This is a genomic window from Sphingobacterium sp. GW821-FHT03E03 (assembly GCF_059420745.1).
On the sequence record NZ_JBWKUH010000006.1, the window covers coordinates 255,454 to 277,921 of the forward strand.

At 37.1% G+C, this 22,468-nt stretch carries 20 protein-coding genes; 11 read left to right on the forward strand and 9 right to left on the reverse strand.

Annotated features, from left to right (window positions below):
* Positions 1–618: a deoxynucleoside kinase gene (locus AC07UV_RS10360; protein WP_120257315.1), complete on the forward strand. Its 618-nt coding sequence runs from the start codon at positions 1–3 to the stop codon at positions 616–618.
* Between the two features lie 79 nt (positions 619–697).
* On the forward strand, positions 698–1,441 hold the full coding sequence (kdsB, locus tag AC07UV_RS10365) for a 3-deoxy-manno-octulosonate cytidylyltransferase (protein ID WP_495183646.1): 744 nt from the start codon (positions 698–700) through the stop codon (positions 1,439–1,441).
* Positions 1,442–1,445: 4 nt separating this feature from the next.
* Here the strand turns inward: kdsB and AC07UV_RS10370 are convergent, their stop codons facing one another.
* From AC07UV_RS10370 to AC07UV_RS10380, 3 genes are read right to left on the reverse strand one after another with little or no spacing between them, the layout of a single operon-like run.
* Positions 1,446–2,351, reverse strand: a complete 906-nt coding sequence (locus tag AC07UV_RS10370) for an aldo/keto reductase (protein WP_495183647.1) — start codon at positions 2,349–2,351, stop codon at positions 1,446–1,448.
* Entirely contained in the window at positions 2,338–3,072 is a 735-nt protein-coding gene (bamJ, locus tag AC07UV_RS10375) for a BamJ family beta-barrel-assembly machinery protein (RefSeq protein ID WP_282254081.1), read from the reverse strand. The genes AC07UV_RS10370 and bamJ overlap by 14 nt, the downstream gene beginning before the upstream one ends.
* Before the next feature lie 7 nt (positions 3,073–3,079).
* The gene (locus AC07UV_RS10380) at positions 3,080–4,066 is read right to left on the reverse strand and encodes a glycosyltransferase family protein (protein ID WP_495183648.1); all 987 of its coding nucleotides are present in this window, start codon (positions 4,064–4,066) and stop codon (positions 3,080–3,082) included.
* A gap of 174 nt (positions 4,067–4,240) precedes the next feature.
* Between AC07UV_RS10380 and AC07UV_RS10385 the strand changes: the two genes are divergently transcribed.
* On the forward strand, positions 4,241–5,194 hold the full coding sequence (locus tag AC07UV_RS10385) for a zinc dependent phospholipase C family protein (RefSeq protein WP_495183649.1): 954 nt from the start codon (positions 4,241–4,243) through the stop codon (positions 5,192–5,194).
* Between the two features lie 229 nt (positions 5,195–5,423).
* Positions 5,424–7,310: a TonB-dependent receptor plug domain-containing protein gene (locus AC07UV_RS10390; protein ID WP_495183650.1), complete on the forward strand. Its 1,887-nt coding sequence runs from the start codon at positions 5,424–5,426 to the stop codon at positions 7,308–7,310.
* Positions 7,311–7,479: 169 nt separating this feature from the next.
* Here AC07UV_RS10390 and AC07UV_RS10395 read toward each other — a convergent pair whose 3' ends face one another.
* The 3 genes from AC07UV_RS10395 to AC07UV_RS10405 all read right to left on the reverse strand — a co-directional run bounded on the left by AC07UV_RS10395 (position 7,480) and on the right by AC07UV_RS10405 (position 9,654).
* Positions 7,480–8,193, reverse strand: a complete 714-nt coding sequence (locus tag AC07UV_RS10395; RefSeq protein ID WP_495183651.1) for a ThuA domain-containing protein — start codon at positions 8,191–8,193, stop codon at positions 7,480–7,482.
* 136 nt (positions 8,194–8,329) lie between these two features.
* Positions 8,330–9,397 carry a 3-dehydroquinate synthase gene (aroB, locus tag AC07UV_RS10400; RefSeq protein WP_495183652.1) on the reverse strand — a complete coding sequence of 356 codons (1,068 nt, stop codon included), beginning with the start codon at positions 9,395–9,397 and terminating at the stop codon, positions 8,330–8,332.
* 50 nt (positions 9,398–9,447) lie between these two features.
* Complete coding sequence (locus tag AC07UV_RS10405; RefSeq protein ID WP_120257306.1) at positions 9,448–9,654, reverse strand: RNA-binding S4 domain-containing protein; 207 nt, start codon at positions 9,652–9,654, stop codon at positions 9,448–9,450.
* A 95-nt stretch (positions 9,655–9,749) separates the two neighbouring features.
* Between AC07UV_RS10405 and AC07UV_RS10410 the strand changes: the two genes are divergently transcribed.
* From AC07UV_RS10410 to xpt, 3 genes are all read left to right on the forward strand, one after another.
* Positions 9,750–10,946, forward strand: coding sequence for a proline dehydrogenase family protein (locus AC07UV_RS10410; RefSeq protein WP_495183653.1), 1,197 nt, complete (start codon positions 9,750–9,752; stop codon positions 10,944–10,946).
* 314 nt (positions 10,947–11,260) lie between these two features.
* Complete coding sequence (locus AC07UV_RS10415; RefSeq protein ID WP_495183654.1) at positions 11,261–13,039, forward strand: AMP-dependent synthetase/ligase; 1,779 nt, start codon at positions 11,261–11,263, stop codon at positions 13,037–13,039.
* 54 nt (positions 13,040–13,093) lie between these two features.
* Positions 13,094–13,669: a xanthine phosphoribosyltransferase gene (gene xpt, locus AC07UV_RS10420; protein WP_282254072.1), complete on the forward strand. Its 576-nt coding sequence runs from the start codon at positions 13,094–13,096 to the stop codon at positions 13,667–13,669.
* 74 nt (positions 13,670–13,743) lie between these two features.
* Here xpt and AC07UV_RS10425 read toward each other — a convergent pair whose 3' ends face one another.
* Positions 13,744–14,229 carry a hypothetical protein gene (locus AC07UV_RS10425; RefSeq protein ID WP_282254071.1) on the reverse strand — a complete coding sequence of 162 codons (486 nt, stop codon included), beginning with the start codon at positions 14,227–14,229 and terminating at the stop codon, positions 13,744–13,746.
* Between the two features lie 179 nt (positions 14,230–14,408).
* Here AC07UV_RS10425 and mnmE point away from each other — a divergent pair, with 179 nt between their 5' ends.
* The 4 genes from mnmE to AC07UV_RS10445 all read left to right on the forward strand — a co-directional run bounded on the left by mnmE (position 14,409) and on the right by AC07UV_RS10445 (position 18,322).
* Positions 14,409–15,788, forward strand: a complete 1,380-nt coding sequence (mnmE, locus tag AC07UV_RS10430; RefSeq protein WP_495183655.1) for a tRNA uridine-5-carboxymethylaminomethyl(34) synthesis GTPase MnmE — start codon at positions 14,409–14,411, stop codon at positions 15,786–15,788.
* 261 nt (positions 15,789–16,049) lie between these two features.
* On the forward strand, positions 16,050–16,658 hold the full coding sequence (locus AC07UV_RS10435) for a helix-turn-helix domain-containing protein (RefSeq protein ID WP_495183656.1): 609 nt from the start codon (positions 16,050–16,052) through the stop codon (positions 16,656–16,658).
* Between the two features lie 98 nt (positions 16,659–16,756).
* Positions 16,757–17,902, forward strand: coding sequence for a site-specific integrase (locus AC07UV_RS10440; RefSeq protein ID WP_495183657.1), 1,146 nt, complete (start codon positions 16,757–16,759; stop codon positions 17,900–17,902).
* A gap of 69 nt (positions 17,903–17,971) precedes the next feature.
* Positions 17,972–18,322 carry a helix-turn-helix domain-containing protein gene (locus tag AC07UV_RS10445; protein ID WP_495183658.1) on the forward strand — a complete coding sequence of 117 codons (351 nt, stop codon included), beginning with the start codon at positions 17,972–17,974 and terminating at the stop codon, positions 18,320–18,322.
* A 1,211-nt stretch (positions 18,323–19,533) separates the two neighbouring features.
* Here the strand turns inward: AC07UV_RS10445 and AC07UV_RS10450 are convergent.
* Complete coding sequence (locus tag AC07UV_RS10450) at positions 19,534–20,733, reverse strand: hypothetical protein (protein WP_495183659.1); 1,200 nt, start codon at positions 20,731–20,733, stop codon at positions 19,534–19,536.
* 476 nt (positions 20,734–21,209) lie between these two features.
* Positions 21,210–22,166: a hypothetical protein gene (locus AC07UV_RS10455; protein ID WP_495183660.1), complete on the reverse strand. Its 957-nt coding sequence runs from the start codon at positions 22,164–22,166 to the stop codon at positions 21,210–21,212.
* Positions 22,167–22,468: the final 302 nt, after the last annotated feature.

Below are 22,468 nucleotides of genomic sequence, written 5' to 3' on the forward strand. Positions count from 1 at the left end.
ATGCATATTGCTATCGTAGGAAATATAGGTGCTGGAAAAACGACGCTAACAGAATTATTAGCGAGTCATTTCAAATTTGAACCTCAATTTGAGGCCGTGGACAATAATCCCTATCTAGAAGATTTCTATTCAGACATGAAACGTTGGGCTTTCAACCTTCAGATCTTCTTCTTAAATAGTCGTTTTAGGCATATTGTAAAGCTTCAGGAGACGGACATTAATATGATTCAGGATCGTACAATCTATGAAGATGCCTATATCTTTGCCGAAAACTTATATGATATGGGCTTAATGAGTGCTCGTGACTTTGAAAACTATAGCAACATATTCCAAAGCATTATCCACTACATTAAACCTCCTGATCTATTGATCTACTTAAAAGCTTCTGTTCCCACTTTGGTTAACAATATCCAAAAAAGAGGACGTGATTATGAATCCGCCATCCGATTAGACTATTTGTCCAAATTGAATGATAAATATGATAAATGGATCAACAATTATAAAGAAGGTAAAGTAATGATCTTAGATAAAGATAATCTTGATTTTACGACTAATCCAGAGGATCTTGGTGGAATCATACAAAAGATAGAAGCCGAATTATTCGGATTATTTGAATAATAATAGACAACAGATAGATAAAAGCCTGTAAATTTATGATTTTACAGGCTTTTTATTAAATAGAAATTCACAAAGTATCATGAAATTTTTAGGCATTATTCCTGCTCGATATGCTTCAAGCAGATTTCCGGGCAAACCTTTGGTTGATATTGAAGGCCAAACCATGATCCGACGCGTATACGAGCAGGTAAAGAAATCAAAAAAATTGACCGAAGTAATTGTCGCTACCGATGACCAACGTATAGCGGCGGAAGTGCTCTCTTTTGGGGGTAATGTGGCCATGACATCCGATACACATCAGTCCGGTACAGACCGTTGTGCCGAAGTCATTGCCAATGATCGGAAATATGATGTCGTGATCAACATACAGGGCGATGAACCTTTTATCAATCCTGATCAAATAGATCTTTTGGCAACTTGTTTTGAAAATCCGCAAACAAAAATTGCAACCTTAGTAAAAGAAATCGGGACTCCAGAGGAATTATTCAATCAGAATATTCCAAAAGTTGTCCGAAACACATTTGGGGAAGCCATTTATTTCAGCAGGCAAACGATTCCTTTTTTAAGAGGAGTTGATCAGGAACAATGGCTTAAGAAACAAACATTCTACAAACATATTGGTATTTATGCCTATCAAGTAGATACTTTAAGAGCTTTGACACAATTGCCCGTATCTATACTTGAGGAAGCTGAAGCGCTCGAACAGTTGCGTTGGATAGAAAATGGCTACGCAATCCAAACTGCAGTTACCACGCATGAAACTGTAGCAGTCGATACGAAAGAAGATCTCAATAAAATTTTAAAACTATTTTTTAATAAATAGACACTTACCGGTGTTCGGTGTAATATAAAGACCGAACACCGTCCAGTAATTTCTTCTTGTCTAATTTATCCAATTGCTTAATCCGTTGTGTTGTCGATAGCAATTCATCCAACTGCAATTTAGTGCTCACACCTACTACAGCTGTTGCTACTGCGGGATTGGATAGCACATAGGATAGCGCTTCAGTCGCCCTACCTTCTCCTGATTTTTTTGCCATGTTATCCAGATTCCGAAGTATATGTGCGACCTCTCCAGAACTATATTGAAGATATGGTTCCACAGGCTTATTCACCAAGAGTCCTTTTGCCAAAGCTCCTCGCGCCAACATATTGGCACCATTGCTAGCCAATAACCCATCGATCTCCTCTTCTGGTCTCCTATCCAAAAGACTGTATTGCATCATCACCGACGAAATAGAAGATTTTGATAGAAATTCCTTAATGACATTTGGGCGAATAGACGACAGCCCGTAAGCACGGATCTTTCCCTGTTTCTTCAGCAATTCAAAAGCTTCAATGATTTCGTCGATCGGATCATCAATTGTACCACCGTGCAATTGATAAAGATCAATATAATCTGTTTTCAATCGTGATAACGATCCTTCAATAGTTCTAATGATATAATCTTTAGATGCTTTCCAGTCCCAGCCCGAACCGTCAGCACGCCAGAGATTACCGACTTTACTCGCCAAAACAATTTGCTTGCGAAAAGCCTGTACGCTCTCACCAACAACGGTCTCATTTTGACCTTTGTCATAGAGATCAGCAGTATCAAAAAATGTGATTCCCTTATCGAAAGCCTTTTGGATAATATCTTTGGATTGTTTGGGTTGATTGCTTTTCAATGACATACAACCCAAACCAATTTCCGAAACCATTAGACCACTTTCGCCTAGTTTACGTTGTTTCATTCGTATTAAAATCGAGCAATTCTACTTCAAACACCAAAGTGCTATGCGCTGGAATATCATTGCCTTTCGCCTGCCCGCCATAGGCAAGTCTGCTTGGTATAAAAAACTTATATTTAGCCCCCTTCGACATTAATGGAATACCGATCTGCCAACCTTTGATCACTTGTCCCAACGATAGTTTTAATGGTTCATTTCGATCATACGAACTATCAAATTGTTTACCGTTTAATAAGGTTCCTTTATAATGCACAGTAACTTCATCATTCACAGTAGGCTTCGCTCCTTCTGTCTGAGTCAAAACAAGATACTGAATTCCCTCAGCCGTCGTTTTCATTCCCGTTATTTTCGCATTTTCAGCGAAGAATTTATCTTCTTGCGCGCGACTTATAGCCTCTTTCTCAGCGCGTATATCCATAATGGCTTTTTGGATGACTTCTCTTGTTTGTCCATCTTCCAATAAGGTTTTCTCATTTTTCAAGGTAGCAGCAATCGCTTTTGCGATAACATCAGCTTTTAAATATTCTACTTCGGTTGATTTCAATGATTTTCCAATATCCATACCAAATGCATAGGATACAGAATCCGCTTTGGTCACCAAAAGATTGGTTGAACTTGTTTTTGTTGTCACTGTTTTTTTCTTGACCGTACTGGTCTTTTTTTTCTGCTGAGCAAATCCTGTTACGGTTGTCAGAGACAATAGGGCTAATGTGATGTATTTCATGTTTTACTTAGCGGTGCTTTTGCACAATTTCATTGATAATTTCTTGCGTTATATTAGGGTAATCAACTTCAACCCTTGATTTACTGTTGAGCCAAGCCTCAATGGCCAGCATATTTTTCTGTTTTAAACTCGAAATCACTGGTACGCCCATTTCTTCCAATGATGCTGCATTTAGATGCTGCTCATATTGATTTTTCATCGGGACGACCAATAGTTTCTTTTTCAAATATAACGCTTCTGCGGGGGTTTCAAAACCCGCGCCGCATAAAACTCCGGAGGAAGAAGCCATACTTTCAATAAAAGCTTGATTATTGATTGGTTTGATCGTTACATTCTTCATCTCAAAGGGTCGGGAATTGTGCTTGCTGAATACATCCCATTTCACGTCCGGAAACTTCATTAAGTGTTTCAACAGATGCGCATCATCATAGGCGGGCAAATAAACGGTGTAATGTCCTTGGTCAGTAACAGTCAAATCACGGACGGCATTACGGATAACCGGAGGAAAAATATTCTTGGCGTATCTTTTAAAATGGAAGCCATATGAATGTGTCGAAGGAGCATAATTTTTCATAATAAACTTCCCCAACATATCACTTTCTTCCGGTTTAGGACTTGCAGGATCCAAAGCCCCTATCTGATGACTTAATCCAATGCATTCTAGATCCTTGGAGTGACAGGCCCATGCTGAAATAGGCTCAAAATCATTGATAACCAAATCATAACCTTCGATTGGCAGACTTTTGATCTCGTTTGTAAATTTACGAATGGTTGAACTCATAAAAGTTTTCCATAAGTCTACGCCTCCCGATTTTCCGAAAATAAAGCTTAAACCATGAAAACAATACTTTACTTCAAAAGGCAAGGAGAGATCTGCCTGAATTCCACTGACCAAAACATCCACTTCTCCCAAAGCTTTCAAACAGGGAACAATGTCCATGGCACGACTCAGGTGCCCATTGCCAGTCCCTTGTACGGCGTACAATATCTTCATAACGACTGTATTTGTGTCGGCAAATTAATGAATTTTAACGACTATCAATATTATTTTATTGTTTAGTCATATTAAGAAAAGATAAATTAATATAATGAATTTATATAGTTAATACCATTTTTCTTCATTTTTATGTATCTTTAGGATTAACAATTATTTAATAACCAATTTACTATGAAAAAGTCTCCTCTCCTTTGGACACTTTCCATTGTTGCACTGTTTACATTTAATTCATGGGGATTTTTTGCGCATAAAAAAATCAACCATTACGCGGTTTTTGCACTCCCCGCGAAGTTGGCCAAATTTTACAAGACCAATATTGACCTTATTACAGAGAAAGCTGTAGATCCAGATAAGCGTTGTTTTATCGACAGTACTGAGGGACCACGACACTTTATTGACATTGAAGATTACCGTGCAGATAGACAGATAGATTCAATACCCATACATTGGTCACAAGCAAAGGATAAATTCCAAGAACGACAACTACTTAAAAACGGTATTATCCCCTGGCAAATTAACTTTACCTATCTAAAGCTTGTTAAAGCCTTTCAATCAAAGGATTATGATAAAATCGTCAAACATTCAGCAGATTTAGGTCATTATATCGCCGATGCCCATGTCCCCTTACATACGACCAAAAATTATAATGGACAATTAACTGGTCAGATCGGCATTCATGCTTTTTGGGAGAGCCGACTACCCGAAATGTTCGCCGGCAAGTATAATCTACTTGTTGGAAAAGCCATTTATATCGCAGATCCTTTAAGCGAAGCCTGGAATATTGTTCGTGAAAGCAATCAACTCGTCGATTCTGTACTCAGTATTGAATCGCTTCTCAACAAACAATTTAAAGCTTCTCAAAAAAACTCATTTATAGAACGGAACAATCAATTGTTATGGACTTATTCCGATAGTTATGCTAAAGCCTATCATCATGCATTGAACGGAATGGTGGAACGGAGAATGCGTAAAACAATTCTTCGGGTAGCCTCATACTGGTACTCGGCCTGGCTTGAGTCTGGTCAACCCGACCTTTCTAGCACCTCCAAAATCAAATTTGAAAATAAGCAGGATAGCATCACTACAAACGGTAAAAAGCCTATTGGCCGCGAGGAATGGATGTAAGCAGACCGCAGATAACCGACCGGACTACACACAATATTAGTACCGGACTATTTACTTTCTTAATCAACTGAACTAGTTTTGCGTCATAAAACCTATGAACTGCCCTATAGTGATTTTGCAAAAAGGTAAAATACTATACTGGCGCAAATCAACAACAGGTAACAAGGATATATCGAATCTCTTTACGAACTACCAAGTTTATGATTAAATAGGGTAATTAAATGAAATCATGTTGAATAAAAAAATAGCGTTAACAAAGCTCGCCATCGTCTTGACTGTAGGTGCAACCTATGCACAAATGAGGGATACGACAGCATTGAATGAAGTCATTATCAATCAGAATAGGCTCCAGATTCCCTTCTCAAAGCAAAGCAAAAACATACAGATACTGACACAAGAAGACATCCAACGACTACCCAATCGTTCGATAAACGAACTGCTAACAAATATACCCGGTGTAGATGTACGTCAAAGAGGGCCATTTGGTTCACAGGCTGATGTAAGTATAGATGGTGGCTCATTTGAACAAACTGCTATCCTATTAAATGGTGTTAAAATTACAGATCCACAGACTGCACACCATAATATGAACCTCCCCGTACCGGTAGAATCTATAGAGCGTATCGAAATTATCAGAGGGCCAGCCTCCCGTATCTTCGGCATCAATGCGCTAACAGGTGCGATCAATATCGTTACAAAAAAAATAGAATCCAATCAGATCAGTGCACAGGTATATGGTGGATCGCCCTTTAAAGACAATGAACAGGCGAGCTCTGGTAAATATTACGGCAAGGGAGCCCAATTAGGTGCGCAGTTCAACAGCGGACTTACCAGTCACGGCTTGTATTTTGGACATGAAGATTCCAACGGTCAGCGTTATAATACAGCCTCCAATAATAACAAATTGTATTACGACGGAACTTATCAGCCCAATGAGACTAATCAAATAAAAGCAAACTTTGGCTATATCGACAATCAGTTTGGAGCGAATGGATATTATGCTGCTCCAACGGACAAAGAGGCCTATGAACAAGTTAAAACAGCGTTCGCATCCCTACAGTCGAAACATCAATTGAGCAAGGACTTCTCTATTAGCCCTCGACTCAGTAACCGATATAATGAAGATGAATATTGGTATTTGGGAAGGCAAACCAGCAAAGGTAGATCAAAACATTATAGCAATGTTTTTGGGGCCGAAGTAAATGCCGCATTAGAACAGCATTACGGAACTTTTGGTTTGGGACTAGAGAGCCGATTCGAGCGAATCAATAGTACTGCTATTGGCTCCCATAACCGCGAAAACTACGGCGGTTATCTGGAATTCAAAACTGAAGCGATTGCCAAACTAATGGTCAATGGGGGAGCCTACGTAAATTATAATTCAAAATTTGGCTGGCAGGTATTCCCGGGGCTCGACCTAGGCTATAGTATAACAGAACGCTGGAAATTCGTCCTGAGTGCAGGATCTGCCCAACGTATTCCGTCATTTACAGACCTCTATACCAATCAAACTGCCAATATTGGAAATCCAGATCTAACATCAGAGAATGCCTATCAGATTGAAGGTGGTATCAAATATCTATCCAATCATATCGTTGCTCAGGTTAGCTATTTTCACCGAAATATAAATGATTTTATAGACTGGCAAAAAACCGATGGTGCTGTTGCTGAGGGAACCGTGGTTCCATGGAAACCCTCCAATATTGGAAAAAATACTGTTGATGGACTCAATGGATCTTTTCGTTATCAGCTCAATGATCCAACGGCTACCACACGATATTACACGACAATAAGTTATAACTATCTAAATCCAAAGATCAAAGTTGAAAATGGCATCCGCTCCAAATATGCCATTGAAAATTTAAGACATCAGGTTATTCTCAATTTTACGGTGAATCATAATAACTGGATGCTGACAACAGCAAATCGTTTCAACGAACGTATCAGTTACAAAAATTATTTTATTGCAGATCTAAGAGCTTCGTATCAGCTTATCGACCTCAATATTTTTGCTGATATTCAGAACATTTTTGACAAGAGCTATATTGAAGCGGCAGCTGTACCGATGCCAGGAAGGTGGTTTAGTCTAGGTGCAAAATACAAATTCAGGTACTAAAAACTTAAAATCAGCACAATGGGATACCCATGATTAAAAATGCATGCTGTCTCTTATAGCTAAAAATACCCCATAAATGATTATCACTTATGGGGTATTAGACGTTTATTGAATCTTTAGCATTAAAGCACTCAGACTTTTGGATTATACTAACTTTAGGCTAATTACACTATTTTTTCGGAAGTACCGATAAAATTCCGCCAATCAAGTGTTTTTGGAACGCAGGTTCATCATAAGATTCTTCTGTATGCCCCAGTCCTGTATAAAAAACCTTTCCTCCATCATAATTTTGGCTCCAGGAAATCGGATGATGATCGCCCATTTTCCCGCCATTATAACTCTTCTCATCCAAATTCATCAACACATGTAGACCTTCTTTAACATCTTTAAAATTGTACCATTCATCCTTATGCCACCATACAGGATCAAGATGTTTGGTAGCGATATGTTTTCTATCAACAATAGCTATTTTAGCATTCTGTACAGCAGGATGTGACGTAAAATAGGCCCCAACCAAACCGTTGTACCAAGGCCAGTCAAATTCGGTATCCGTTGCGGCATGGATCCCCACAAAACCTTTGCCCGATTGAATATAACGGACAAACGCCTCTTGCTGTGTCTCATCCAAAATATTGCCAGTAGTACTTAAAAAGATAATGGCATCATACTTTTTCAAGTCTTGGTCCGTAAACAGAGCCGCATCTTCGGAATGATCAGAGGCAATCTTTTCCTTGTCCAACAATTGTTTCAGTACTTGAGCACCTTTTTCAATACTACTATGTCTAAACCCTTGGGTTTTACTAAAAATCAGCACCCTTTTTTGTGCAATGGCGGTCATGCTCACCGCAAAAAAGAAAAACAGAAAAATGGAGAATTTATTCATGATATAGTTGGTTATTATTAAAATTTAGTTTAGGTTTTTTATAAGCTAAGGTCGCAACTTTCTGCAGTACGTTTAACACTTAGATCATAATAGAAAAAGCTATGTACTCTCCCCGTACACAGCTTTTTCCAAAATTTTATCCTGCGATTAGCTCACGGTAGAAATCAAGACTTTCAATAATATCATCCTCAGAAACGAAAATATCATACTGACAACTACCTATTTTATCAAGGAGCGCAAAGCCGATCTGATTAGATAGATTTTTCTTATCATTTCGCATCAGATGCAATAGGGTTGTATCAATAGCCGAACTGAACGTATAATCGTCAAAGTATCGTCTGAAAGTAGCAATTAGGTCGTTTAATTCATCTAACGAAAGTCCATTCAATTTATGAGAAAGATAACCTTCACAGATCATTCCAACAGCAATAGCTTCCCCATGTAATAAAGAGTTGCGATCATTCAACAACGAATATCCCTCAATGGCATGACCGATTGTATGTCCGAAATTTAGGATCTTACGAAGCCCTTTTTCTTTGGGGTCTTCTAGCACTACCTTATTCTTTATGGAAACCGAATGCTTCACCAACGCATTATCTACCTGCGTTACATCAAGCATTTTAACACGTTCGTAATACGCATGGTCAAAGATCAGTCCGTGTTTAATAACTTCAGCAAATCCGGATATCAATTGCCTTCTATCCAATGTTTTTAAAAATTGGCTTGAGATAAATACAGCCTGCGGTTGTGTGAACGTTCCGATTATATTTTTCACGCTTCCCATATCTATTCCAGTCTTCCCTCCGACAGAAGCATCTACCTGCGAAAGTAAGGTTGTCGGAATCTGAATAAAATCCATCCCCCTCTTAAACGTAGATGCTGCAAAACCGCCCATATCAGTGACAACACCACCACCGAGATTGATCAGCAACGAATGTCGGTCAGCTCCAAAATCAAGCATATTTTGCCACACTCCAATGCAGAAATCTATATTTTTATTCTCTTCCCCCGGATCTACCTCTATGACGTCATAGTTGGATAAATTAGGTAGGGCTTGTTGAAACAATGGCAAACAATTGTCTAAGGTATTGGTGTCTACCAAAACTATAATTTTTGAATAATTCCGTTCCGCTAAAAACGTCTCCAAAGAGGCCAACGTATCATCAAAATATACTTGATAGCCCAAACTTTCTATGACTTCCATTCTACGATTCTTTAAGGTTTAAGTTTTCTATTTACCAATATTGTTTAATATTACACCAATTTTACTTCCATCCCATCAAATTCAACAACATCACCAGGCTTTAATTTCAGTCTTTTCCGATAATCAACCTGGCCATTATACTTCACATACCCTTCAGCGACAACCCACTGAGCCATAGCGCCATGCTCTACCCAATTTAAAGCTTTAAGTAACTGAATAAGCTGTATATATTCTCCTTCGATTTTAAATTCTTGCATTTCACAAAAATAGTGGTTTAACCGAGGAATACAAGAATAATCATCGTTTTAATGCTTACTAAATTGCTACATTTGCCTTATTGCAAATAAAGATTATGATTGAGAATTCTGAGCCCAGAACATTGTCCTTTGATAATACAGAGATCGCTTTTAAAAGTAAAAGCGATAAGGATTTAGAAAGAGCGTATTGGTTATTCAAAATAATAGCGAATAACTTCTTAACGAAAGTAGGTCCATCAATGACCAACTTTGCGCTGAACATTGGATTGCCGATCCAGGGTATAATCCGTAGTACAATCTTCAAACATTTTTGTGGAGGAGAAACCATTGAAGGCTGCGAAACCGCCATCAATGATTTGGGCGAAAATGGCGTTGGAACTATATTAGACTATTCAGTTGAAGGCGAAGAGACTGAAAGCGCCTTTGATGCCTGTTGCGAAGAAGTACTACGTACTGTATCCGCTGCTAGCAAAAACAAGTATATTCCGTTTTCAGTTTTTAAACCAACGGGATTAGGTCGTTTTGAATTGTTCGAGAAGGTTAATGCGAAAGAAACATTAACAGAATCCGAACAAGCAGAATATCAACGCATGTTGGATCGCACAGACCGGATCTGTAAAGCTTGTCATGAAGCGGGCGTAAAGGTATTGGTTGACGCTGAACACTCTTGGATCCAGGATGCTATTGATGACATTGCGCGTGAGATGATGGAAAAATACAATATGGAAAAACCTATTGTTTATAATACCTACCAACTGTACCGTAGTGACAAATTAGCTTCTTTAAAGGCTGATTTTGAATATGCCAAGATCAGAGGCTTTCACATGGGAGCAAAAATTGTACGTGGTGCCTATATGGAGATCGAACGTGCCCGTGCTACACAAATGGGCTATGCTGATCCGATCCAACCAAGTAAAGCTGCATCTGATACAGATTACAACGAAGCTATTGAGTTTATATTGGACCACTTGGACAATTTCGGACTGATGGCTGGTACACACAATGAAGACAGCAGTATGTTATTGGCCGAGGAAATAGACAAACGTGGTATCGACAGATCGACAGATCGGATCTATTTTGCTCAACTATTGGGGATGTCAGACAATTTGAGTTTTAATTTGGCTGCTCATGGCTATAATGTTGCTAAATATATGCCTTATGGACCGGTTAAGGCTGTGATGCCTTACTTATTCAGAAGAGCACAAGAAAACACCTCCGTTGCCGGAGCCACTGGTCGGGAGCTCGGGCTGTTGATCAAGGAAAAACAAAGAAGAAAAGCTAGTCGTCGATAACGACTAGCTTTTTCTTTTTAAGCGTGCATTTACCTGTTAGATTTCTACAATCCTATACGCTGTCTTTGTCTTCAATATGAGTCGCGATTACATCGTGACGACCCTCTCCCGCTCTACTTTCCATATCTATTATAAATAGAGATAATGTTTCATAAAAACAGTGTTCCTATTTCAGCTTCTCGACATTGGAATAAGCTAATTACATATTGATTCCAAATTATTGAAACAATTATTTATGTTTGCAAACTTTTCCCTTAAAATAAAGTTCATAGGGAAATGATGTTCCCCCGGAACAAAAAGTATATATATTTGAAATGGAAGAAAAACTTAGATTATTTGATCTTGCACGTCACCAGGTCAGCAAATATCCCGATCTTAACATGTTTGCTCACAAACTGGATGGCAAGTGGAGCTATATCAAAGCGGCTGATTTTCTTGAAAAAGTGGACAGTCTGTCCAAAGGACTAATTGAACTCGGTGTCAAGCCCAACGAAAAGGTTGGTCTTATCGCAGGCAGTAGTATGGAATGGCACATGATAGATTTTGCTATTCAACAAATTGGCGCAGTGGTTGTAGCCATCTATCCCAATATTACCGACGCCGATTACCAATATATTTTTAATGATGCCGAAATCAGAGTCTGCATCGTTAGTAATAAGAGTCTATATGACCGCCTGATGAACCTAACGGAGTCTATTTATACATTAAAATATATCTTCTGTATTTCGGAACAGGAATCTACAAGAAGTTGGAATGAACTCAATGATTTAGGAGTGAACTGTCCAGAAGATAAACTGATTCAGTTACGTGATCAAATCAAACCCGAAGATCTGGCTACATTAATTTATACCTCCGGTACAACGGGTAAGCCGAAAGGCGTTATGCTCTCCCATAATAACATTTTTTCGAATGTGCTTGGAGCGGCAGAAATCACGCCCTGCAAGGCTTATGATCGAGGACTAACTTTTCTTCCCCCCTGTCATGCTTATGAGCGGATGGTACTCTATACCTACATGTACCTGGGCTTTACCATACATATTGCAGAGTCTTTTGATAAAATTGGTGATAACCTAAAAGAGGTAAAGCCACATATCATGACCGTGGTTCCCCGCATCCTCGAGAAGGTTTATGAGAAAATCATGAAAACAGGTCATGAGCTTACCGGATTCAAAAGAAAAGTATTTGATTGGGCCGTTAATATCGCTGAAGAATATGACCCTAATCCCATCAAGAGAAGTTTTGCTTATAATATGAAGCTTAAACTTGCCAAACAGCTTGTACTCAACAAATGGTACCAAGCCTTAGGTGGCGAGCTGTTAACCGTTGCTTCAGGCTCTGCCTCACTGCATAACAGACTGACGCGAGCTTTCTTGGCTGCCGGAATTCCATTATACGAAGGATATGGTATGACTGAGGCATCGCCTTTAATCTCGGTTAACCATTACATTAAAGGAATACGCATAGGCACTGTTGGGCTCCCAGTTCGGTTCGTAGAAATCAAACTTGCTGAGGATGGCGAGATCTTGGTCAAAGGGCCTAATGTGATGATGGGCTATTACAAAAATAAAACCGAGACTGACAAAACGATTATAGATGGCTGGTTGCATACAGGCGACATCGGCAAATGGGAAGATGAGAAATTCCTAAAAATTATAGATCGCAAGAAAGAGATGTTCAAAATTTCAGGTGGCAAGTACGTTATCCCGCAACCTATAGAGACCAAACTTGTGGAATCTAAATTTATAGAACAAGCCATGGTGATTGGTGACGGGATGAAATTTGCTTCAGCATTTATTGTACCCAATTATTCCCACCTATTGGATTGGGCAAAAAACGATGCTCCAGAACTCGCAGATATGACTAAAGAGGACTTCTTGACTAATCCTGCAATTATCAAAAAGGTAAATCAGGAAGTACGTCGCGCCAATCAGCACTTTGGCAATTGGGAGCAAATCAAAAAGCCTATTATTTTAAGGGATGAATTCACTATTGAAAATGGAGAACTGACACCGACCTTGAAAATGAAGCGTAAAGTTATTCTCGAACATCATCAGGAAGAATTTAATAATCTATATCAAATGGAGATCGATTAACCGATATCACTCCTATTTTAATGTATCTTCGCACTTATTTATAAAAAGTATCACATGAAATTATTAAAGGATAGAATCCTTAATGACGGCAAAAGCCTCGCTGGAGGCATACTCAAAGTAGATAACTTTATCAATCATCAGATGGATCCCGTATTGATGAAATCTATTGCAGTAGAATTTATACGTCGTTTTGCAGATCTACCCATCAACAAGATCATAACAATTGAAGCGAGTGGTATTGCACCAGCGATCATGTTGGGCTACCTCTTAGAACTCCCCGTTGTTTTTGTTAAAAAGGCAAAACCTAAGACTATGGGTGATATGTATGTTAGTGAAGTACATTCTTTTACAAAAAATCGAACCTACGATATCTGTGTGAGCAAGGAATTTCTCTCCACGGATGACAAAGTGCTCTTTATCGATGACTTTCTTGCCAATGGAAATGCAGCATTCGGTATGCTGGATCTCATCCAACAGTCTGGCGCAGCATTATTGGGTATGGGCTTTATTATTGAAAAATCCTTTCAGGAAGGTGGCGAAAGATTACGGAAATTATCCGATATCAGAATAGAATCTTTAGCACGCATAAAATCTTTGGAAGTGGATAAAGTCAGCTTCGAAGAAGATTAACAACACAAACAAAAAGCCTCATTTCAATAAAGAACGAGGCTTTTTAAGTTTAAACAACAAGATAAATTATATTTTTAATCCCAACGATAGTCGTTATAAAAATCTTCTGGGTGTCTGCTGATCGGCACATCCTTCACCACACGTATGTTGGCTGCCCCTAAGTTAACGTTTAACATGAAAGAAGGTACATTAGCCGAAAAACTCCAACGTCCGTTTCTCATATAAACATATCCGTTGCGATAAGGGTCATAAAATGTTTTATAGTCCCTAAAATAAACGTGATGTCTATTATCATATCGATGTGCTCTCGCCCATGCTGGCGGGCCATGCCTATATTCCTTACGATAATACTTGGCTACCTTTTTATGATATTTCCGGTCTTCCTTATCTCTTTTTTCCCAGTATTTCTGTTCTTCACGATCTCTCTTTTCCTCATATTTCCGATGCTCTTTCTCATGCTTCCATTCGCGGTCATTTCCACGATGCTGAGCCGACGATTCTTTTGGAGTTATTAAAGCAAGTCCTCCTATTGCTAATGCGAAGTATATTATCTTTCTCATAACCAGACAATTTAAATTTATAAATCAAGTACAATACCGCCTACTTTTTCACCTTTTTATAAGCGTTTCTATTGGTATGACATTCGTGTCTAAACAAAGGTTTAATTCCTCATCGAAAATTTAATTTGTTGGGATATTTAGGCACTTTCATTCCAGCCAATTTAACGTATCTTTGCAGCATGTCCAATACAGGTTATATTACTGAAGATACAATTGTCGCATTGGCGACATCGGCTGGTGCCAATGGTGCGATTGCTGTGATTCGCGTTTCAGGTCAACAGGCCATTAAAATCACCAATGACATTTTCAAGAGTAAAGATCTGCTCCAACAAGCTTCCCATACCATTCATTTTGGAACCATTCGCGATGGTGAAGAGATTATAGATGAAGTACTCGTATCCCTTTTTGTCGCTCCAAACTCTTACACAAAAGAAAATTCGGTAGAGATCTCTACACACAATTCCAAATATATTATTGAGCGTATTATTAATTTGCTCATCAAAAAAGGAGCTCGGGCTGCCCGGGCTGGCGAATTTACGCTTCGTGCTTTCCTCAATGGTGGAATGGATCTTTCACAAGCCGAAGCTGTAGCCGATTTAATTGCCTCCAATTCGGCAGCATCCCATCAAATTGCCATGCAGCAGATGCGAGGCGGATTTTCCAATCAACTTAAATCCCTTCGTGAGGACTTGATCCACTTTGCCTCCCTTATTGAACTAGAATTGGATTTTTCAGAGGAAGACGTAGAATTTGCGAATAGAGATCAGCTCAAAACCCTAATCAATAAAATAAAAGTAATTGTTCAAAAACTGGTTCAGTCTTTTGAACAAGGAAATGTGTTAAAGAATGGTGTTCCTGTAGTCATTGCGGGGAAACCAAATGTAGGTAAATCAACCCTATTGAATGCTTTCTTAAACGAGGAACGTGCCATTGTCTCGGACATCGCCGGGACTACACGTGATACCATTGAAGATGAAATTAATATCCATGGTGTAACCTTCAGATTTATAGATACTGCGGGTATTCGTGAGACTGCGGATATCATTGAAGCGAAGGGAGTTGAGCGTACACGCGAAAAAATGAAACAGGCTAGATTGATTATCTATCTTTTTGATCCAATGCAAGATAAAATAGATGAAGTTCAATCGCAGTTGCTAGAAATTGAAAATCTTCAAATTCCATTTTTGACCATCATCAATAAATCTGATTTATTATCTGACAAACAAAAAGCTGAATATGAACCGCTTACTCCGCTTTATATTTCAGCGAAAGAGCAGATAGGCGTAGAAGAATTGAAGGATGAACTGATCAACAAAGTACAGCTGGGAAATTTAAATACAGACGACGTCATGGTAACTAACATCCGACATGTAGAAGCCTTGCAAAAGACATCAGATTCTCTGGAGCGCGTATTATTTGGTATTGATAATCCTGTAACTTCGGATTTCTTAGCGATGGATATCCGTCAGGCCTTGTACCATCTTGGAGAAATCACAGGTAGTGTATCTACAGATGATTTACTGGATAATATCTTTTCCAAATTCTGTATCGGGAAATAAATAGGTAAAATAGAACAAACCAAAACAAACTAAACGCCTGTAATTCAAAATATTACGATTAATCTAATTTTGTAATAATTTTAAGAAGTTTAGTTTGTTTTGTTAAAATTTGCCCCCTATTTGCCCTTCCAACGATTAATATTTTATTTTTTTTAATCCAGGAGAGATTATGTCGCTTAAGGTATCTTATTGCACCTTATCGTATCTTAATGTACCTTATTGTACCTAAAGCGATGTTTGAACTCCCACAAATAAAATATTATGAAAGTAAGAAAGATTTGCGAGCATTGTGGGCTTGAATTTATTGCGCAAACAACAGTTACCAGGTACTGTGGCAAAACCTGTAATTCCAGAGCTTACAAAGTCAAAGTAAGGGAGCTGAGAGTGAAATTAACAGAAGCTACTCAGGAAATCCCATCCCAAACCACATCCAAACCAAAAGAAGATCCTACCTCCTATTTCGAATTAAAAACTCTTGATTACTTAACAGTCAAGGAAGCTGCGATATTATTGAAATGTGATAAGAGAACAGTCTATCGAATGGTTAAGAACGGCAGTATTCCAGCAGCTAATTTATCTATCAGAAAGATTCGACTACTAAAGAAAGATATTGACACTTTATTTGAAATTAAGCTCCAAATAGAACAAAATCCACCAGAGGATTTGGAGATGCTTGATTGGACACCATTAAAAGATTGTTATACTATTGGGCAGATTCAAAAAGAATTTAACATTTCTGAAACTTCATTAAAGAATCTTATTCAAAGACATAATATCCCCAAATTTCAAAAAGGAAAATTCGTTTATGTTCCCAGAGTTAAAATAGATCACATTCTAAAAAGAATCCAATTAGGTATCTATAGTGGTTAAAATGTATTAGGCTTATAGACGCCAAATTAAGACTCTTGGAACCAGTGAACCTGGAAATAACCACTCAATATTCCATATTACCTGTAAAAATCTATGTTATGTCAAAAGTTACTTTAAGAAAAAAACCAATCTCTAATGGTAGACATTCTTTATATTTAGAGATATATCCTGCTGTCTACAATCCTGATACGGGAATAATGCAACGCAAGCAGTATTTAAAATTATATATCATCAATCGACCCAAAAATAATATTGAAAAGGAATTAAATAAAGAAACCCTTGCATTAGCAGAATATGTTAGAGCTCAACGCCAGATTGATTTACAAAGCAGAAGATTCGATTTTGTATCTGATTCAAAAATTAAATCCAACTTCCTGGATTTCTTTGAAGAACAATCTGCAAAAAGGAAAGACAGTTATAATTGGACAATGTCCATCAGGTATTTCAAAGCATTTGCCGGATCAACTGTCCCTTTTACGGCATTAAATGAAACCTTATGTGAAGAATATGCAGACTATCTACTATCTCGTCCGGCTTTGGGAAGATCAAAAATAAAAATCAAAAAAAATACAGCCGTCGCATATTTCGGGCGATTTAAACTAACATTGAAAGAGGCGTTTAAAAAACGTTTCCTACCTACGGATCTTTCTACGATAATTGAAAGCATTAGCCCACAGGAAACCCATCGTCCATTTCTATTTAAAGAGGAATTAGAAAACATGGCAAGCGCCTCTTGCCCAATCCCGATTGTAAAAAAAGCAGGGCTATTTTCTGCTATGACAGGCTTTAGATACTCTGATATCGAAACATTATTGTGGAGTGAAATTCACGGTTCGGAGGGTAATTATTATATAGTATATAATCAGGAAAAAACAGAAAGTGCAGAATATTACCCCGTATCGGACCAGACCATTAAATTATTGGGACCACGAGGAGATTCGGACTCTAAGGTCTTCCAAGGGTTAAAATATGACCAAACTGTAAATGCATTAAAAAAATGGCTTATCAATGCACGAATAGAGAAGCGTTTTACATTTCATGGATTCCGACACACATTTGCGACTCTTCAGATTGCTGCTGGAACAGACTTGTATACAGTTATGAAATTATTGGGACATAAAGACATTAAAACTACTCAGATATATGCAAAAATCGTTGACAGCTTGAAAAAAGAAGCTTCGGAAAAAATAAAAATCAATATTTATGATTTTAGTATTCAACTCTTAAATGAGGTGAGCGTTTAAAGGTCATTGGATGACTAATTAGGACAATAAGTACCACCCATAAAAATTATTTATTTAACGTGATTAAAATTGAAAAAAGAAGTTATGAAGTATTCGTTTGATCAAATTCCCGATATTCTCAAAAGAATTGAAGAAAGGCTAGATAAAATGGAAGAAATTTTATTAGATAGAATTTCAACGGAAGTAGAAATAGAATTTATTGGACCAAAAGAGGCTTGTGAAATCCTGAAAATTTCATTGCCTACACTTTATTCCAAAGTATGTCTACGGGAAATACCGTTCTATAAAAAAGGCAATAGGCTCCATTTTCTAAAAGTAGAACTTCTGGATTGGATAAAGGAAGGCAAAATGAAATCCATTAGGGAAATAAATGAAACCGGGGAAGATTTTCTAAAAACAATAACAAGAAAAAAATGGTAAAAAAATTTATGTTGAAATAATTATTGAATTAACGTTTCTCTAAATCACCAGTCAGACTACTGTCCTATAACTGTTCGCCATACAAATTTTTGTCAACTTTGCAAAGGTGGCTTCGTTGATCTATATCGCATCTTCCAAGGTAGGTAAAGTTTTCCGATCCGTATAAGTATACCTTGCCGGAGCATCCTGTCTTAGTACATTCTGCTGACTATTTTCTGAACGTAAAAGTCCATCTAGCTGCAACAAGATAACTAACTTTTACTTCCGAATATATAAAATTTTGGTCTGTACTTTTTTTGATCGAACACTGCCCTTCCCTTTTAGCACTGTTTCAATGTATTCTATATCCAACATATTTTTTCCTGTTGAAAATAAAAATATTAAATCAACCAAGAAAGTTACAGCGTGAAATTTAAATGGTTTTAAGTGCATACTACATTTTACCAGTCTTTCTAGCCTGCAGTTTCTATATAAAATAATTCCATAATAAAACACCCGAAGATTGGGGGTCATCGGGTGTTTTAGCCATATTATTAACCTATTTTATGAAAAGTATGCCCGATCGAGCAAATAAATATTAGTCTCTAATTTAAATACTTTTTTAGAAAATGTCAAATTTTTGATCATTATCAAATACAGAAAGACATTTAGTCCCGTGCCCGTGATAGGTAAAAATCATTTACTATCAGTAAAAAATAGCACTATTGGCTTTTCTGTTAAGGTACGTAATACTGAACTTCAATATTTCCTTTTGTTGTTTTAAAAGACTTGACTCTATCAAAGAGATGATTTTAGGTAACGCATAATTTAGCTGTTCGGTAATTTTAACTCTTGTTGATGATTCAAAAAAAAATATGCCTAAATACATGGAATTTAGGCATATTTTTAATAGTACTATCCAAAATGTGATATTTATTCGATATTATAAAAATTTTATTAATGCCCCTATCTGACTGATTAGGAATAAGGTATGCATTAAATATATGAATACATAAATCCAAATGGGGTTTTTCTTACTTACTAACAGATTGTAATTATAAATTTTTTTCCATAATGGCGTAAATACAAACACAATGTTAGCAGCCAAAACAATAAGTTGAAAATAATTCGCTGGCTTCCAGAAGTTACTAAAACTAACGGAATACAAAAATATTGAAGCGCCACTAAAAAAATAAAAAAAATTGATATAATTTCGTTCTATTCTTGTCTTACTATGGACTGCATTTTTTTCCAGTTGTTTCATTTTGTTGCTTTTTTGCTTCATAATATTCTTTCATTTCTTCTGAAATATACTTCGCCTCATCCGCATACAAACCTCCTAAAGTCTTTGGTGTAACAAGTTTTCCAGCTTTAAACATATCGAAAATCATATTTACACCTGTTCCAGTTGAAAGGATTTCATCTACAAAAGTACGCAAAAAACCACTGTAGTAAGTATCCATTTTGATATGAGTATGCTTTCTTCCAGTATTATCAGTCCAGTCGGTGACCTGCGTTCCCCTCTTGGTTTTATACTTCCAATCTATTTTAGAAACTTTTTTTGGATCACCCTGTTGGGGATCTTTTTGATCTGGTGCATCAAGAGTTGTCTTACAACCGTCAATCTCAAATTCGCCCAATTCTTCAGTAGGTGTATTTTCAGCCATAACATCGGAAGGAGTACCTCCGCCCCCACCACCTGTTCCTCCAACGTTTGTGGAAGTAGGATCATCAGTACATACTGGAGGTGTTGGAGATTTAGGTCTATACCATATCGAGTTCACTTCACCATTAACTAAAGCAATTACCGTCTCACCCTCTTCTTCTTCTTCTGTACATCTTGGATCACCTGGCAATCCTCCCGCCTTCAATTTACGGCTAACGTTGGGATTAAACCACGTATTATCCGAATTGAAAGTGCCAAAATAACCATGCCCCTTAAGGTATTTTGCAACCATATAATTATTATCAAAATAACCTTCTGATATTATTCGGCCTGTGAAACCAGAATGTAAATCATTTCCATATTCAGGAAGATAAATAGACTTAACGAAGACCCATTCTCCTTTAGCGTTTTTCGTAGCCTTAACAATCAAATTTTCAGCAAGATTTACTGGGATGGAATCATTCGTGTAAATCTTTACATCATCCAGTAGCTTTACCTTAATGATCGCAGTATCTGCGGTTCGGTAGGTTATATTATCCCATTGTATCTCCGTTCTAAAGTTCTCATTAAAGCTTCTTTCTTTTGATTTAAAATTGCTTCCTTCATATTGCCGATCAAAAGCTGCTTTCAGGGAAAAATTTTGATTCCCTTTATCACTGCTTGATTTGAGATGGTCAATTGATTTGACTTGGTCTTTCTCGCAACTTTGTAGTCCAAGCAATACTGCAAGGAATACAATAATACTAATAATACTTTTCATTGCCATTAATTGCTTTTAATTTGAAATACAATCTGTTGATTACAGTAGTAAATTTAAACACATTAAAAGAAAAAACATATCTTAAAAACACGCTATGTTTTAATAATATCTAGCAAAATAGGCATTTCACTATTTTTATATCACAAGAATGAAACTTTTTAACCGATGACCAAATAAAAATAAAAGCCAAATATCAAAATACCCTGCATTTAATGAATACTATTAGCTGGATAACATTTTTAACAAGTAGAATTTAGGCTAATAAAGGTAAGATTTACAGACATCGTCTTTAACGCTTGGATTTTGCCTTTCTATTCTGAAGTTCCAGAGTTAACGTATGAAGTTTAAATGTTGTTGTTATAAATATTAACCCAACTTGCTATTATTGCCCATAACAATATAATGGCCCGTTAAGACTACAATTTTAAAAAAAATGACTAATAGAATTGAGTTACTTATATTGTAAACTGGTTCTTCTTATTTTAAAGTAATTCACCATAAAAATTATTGTCAACTTTGTATATGTGATTAATTTTATCCTTTTCACACCTTCCTACCAGCGTACCGTCCTCTTGATTGGTCAAAAAGACTTTACCAGTACAGCCTCTTTTTGTACAGTCTACCGATCTTCTATTAATCGTAAAGTTCCACACTGAATTACGTCGGATCGTTAAATGAGTTCCCTCATCCAATAAAACCTCATCCAATATTCGGAGCTTATCAAAAAGCAGTAAGTACAAAATCTTATGGGCATATTTGTAATTTCGTAGACTGTCAACATTATAATGCATATAAACTAGCATCAGACCTGAAATTACAATAAAACAGAGCGTTTTTCCCCAATTAGCTTCTACAAGAAAAAATGAGACGGCAAAGAGCCCAATGAAAATGATCCATATAATGTAAAGATGCATTGAATCTTTCACGGATTCCCACAGGGTAAAAGTGACTTGCCTCTCCCTGCACTCTTCAAAATATACAGTTGTATCGTCAAAAAATGGTACGGGCTTTCCAAGCATCGCTAAAACCTCTCGTTGAGAATAATTGATTAAATCTTTAGCAATATCTTTATGACTGAGTACCTCGATTTTAATATGTGGATACTCCAATCTTATTTCGTCCATAATATCACATTCCTTGGGGCCTATTTTCCGGTTGGTAACAAAGATGAACTTTTTGACTTCGAGGTTTTTAGCCAGGCAGTTATGAAAGTCATTGTTTATTTTTGTTGCTATATTCTCAGACCAGCTCGACATGGCAAAGTACTCTCTAGTTTCAAACACATAACCATCTTTACCACCATCTCCCAGTGGGCCCATTGATTCTACCTCCTGAAATGCCCCACCATATTTTTTTCGTAGGAAATTCACACAGTATTTCTGAAACTCTAAACCATCCTTCCCTTTTAGCACATTTTCAATGTATTCTGTATCCAACATAGATTTTTTTGTGTTGAAAATATAAATATTAAATCAACCAAGAAAGTTACAGCGTGAAATTAAAATGGTTTTAAGAGCATTCTACATTCTGCGAGTCTTGCCGCCCTGAAGTTGCTATAAAAATAGTTCATTAATAAAACACCCGCAAATTTGGGGATCTTCGGGTGTTTAAGCCATATTATTAACCTATTTATGAAAAGTATGCTCGAACGAGCAAATATTTATTAATATCTAATTTAAAAACTTTTTCAGAAGATGTCAAATTACGCTATTTTTTTAGTATCAAAAGCCAACAAAAAATC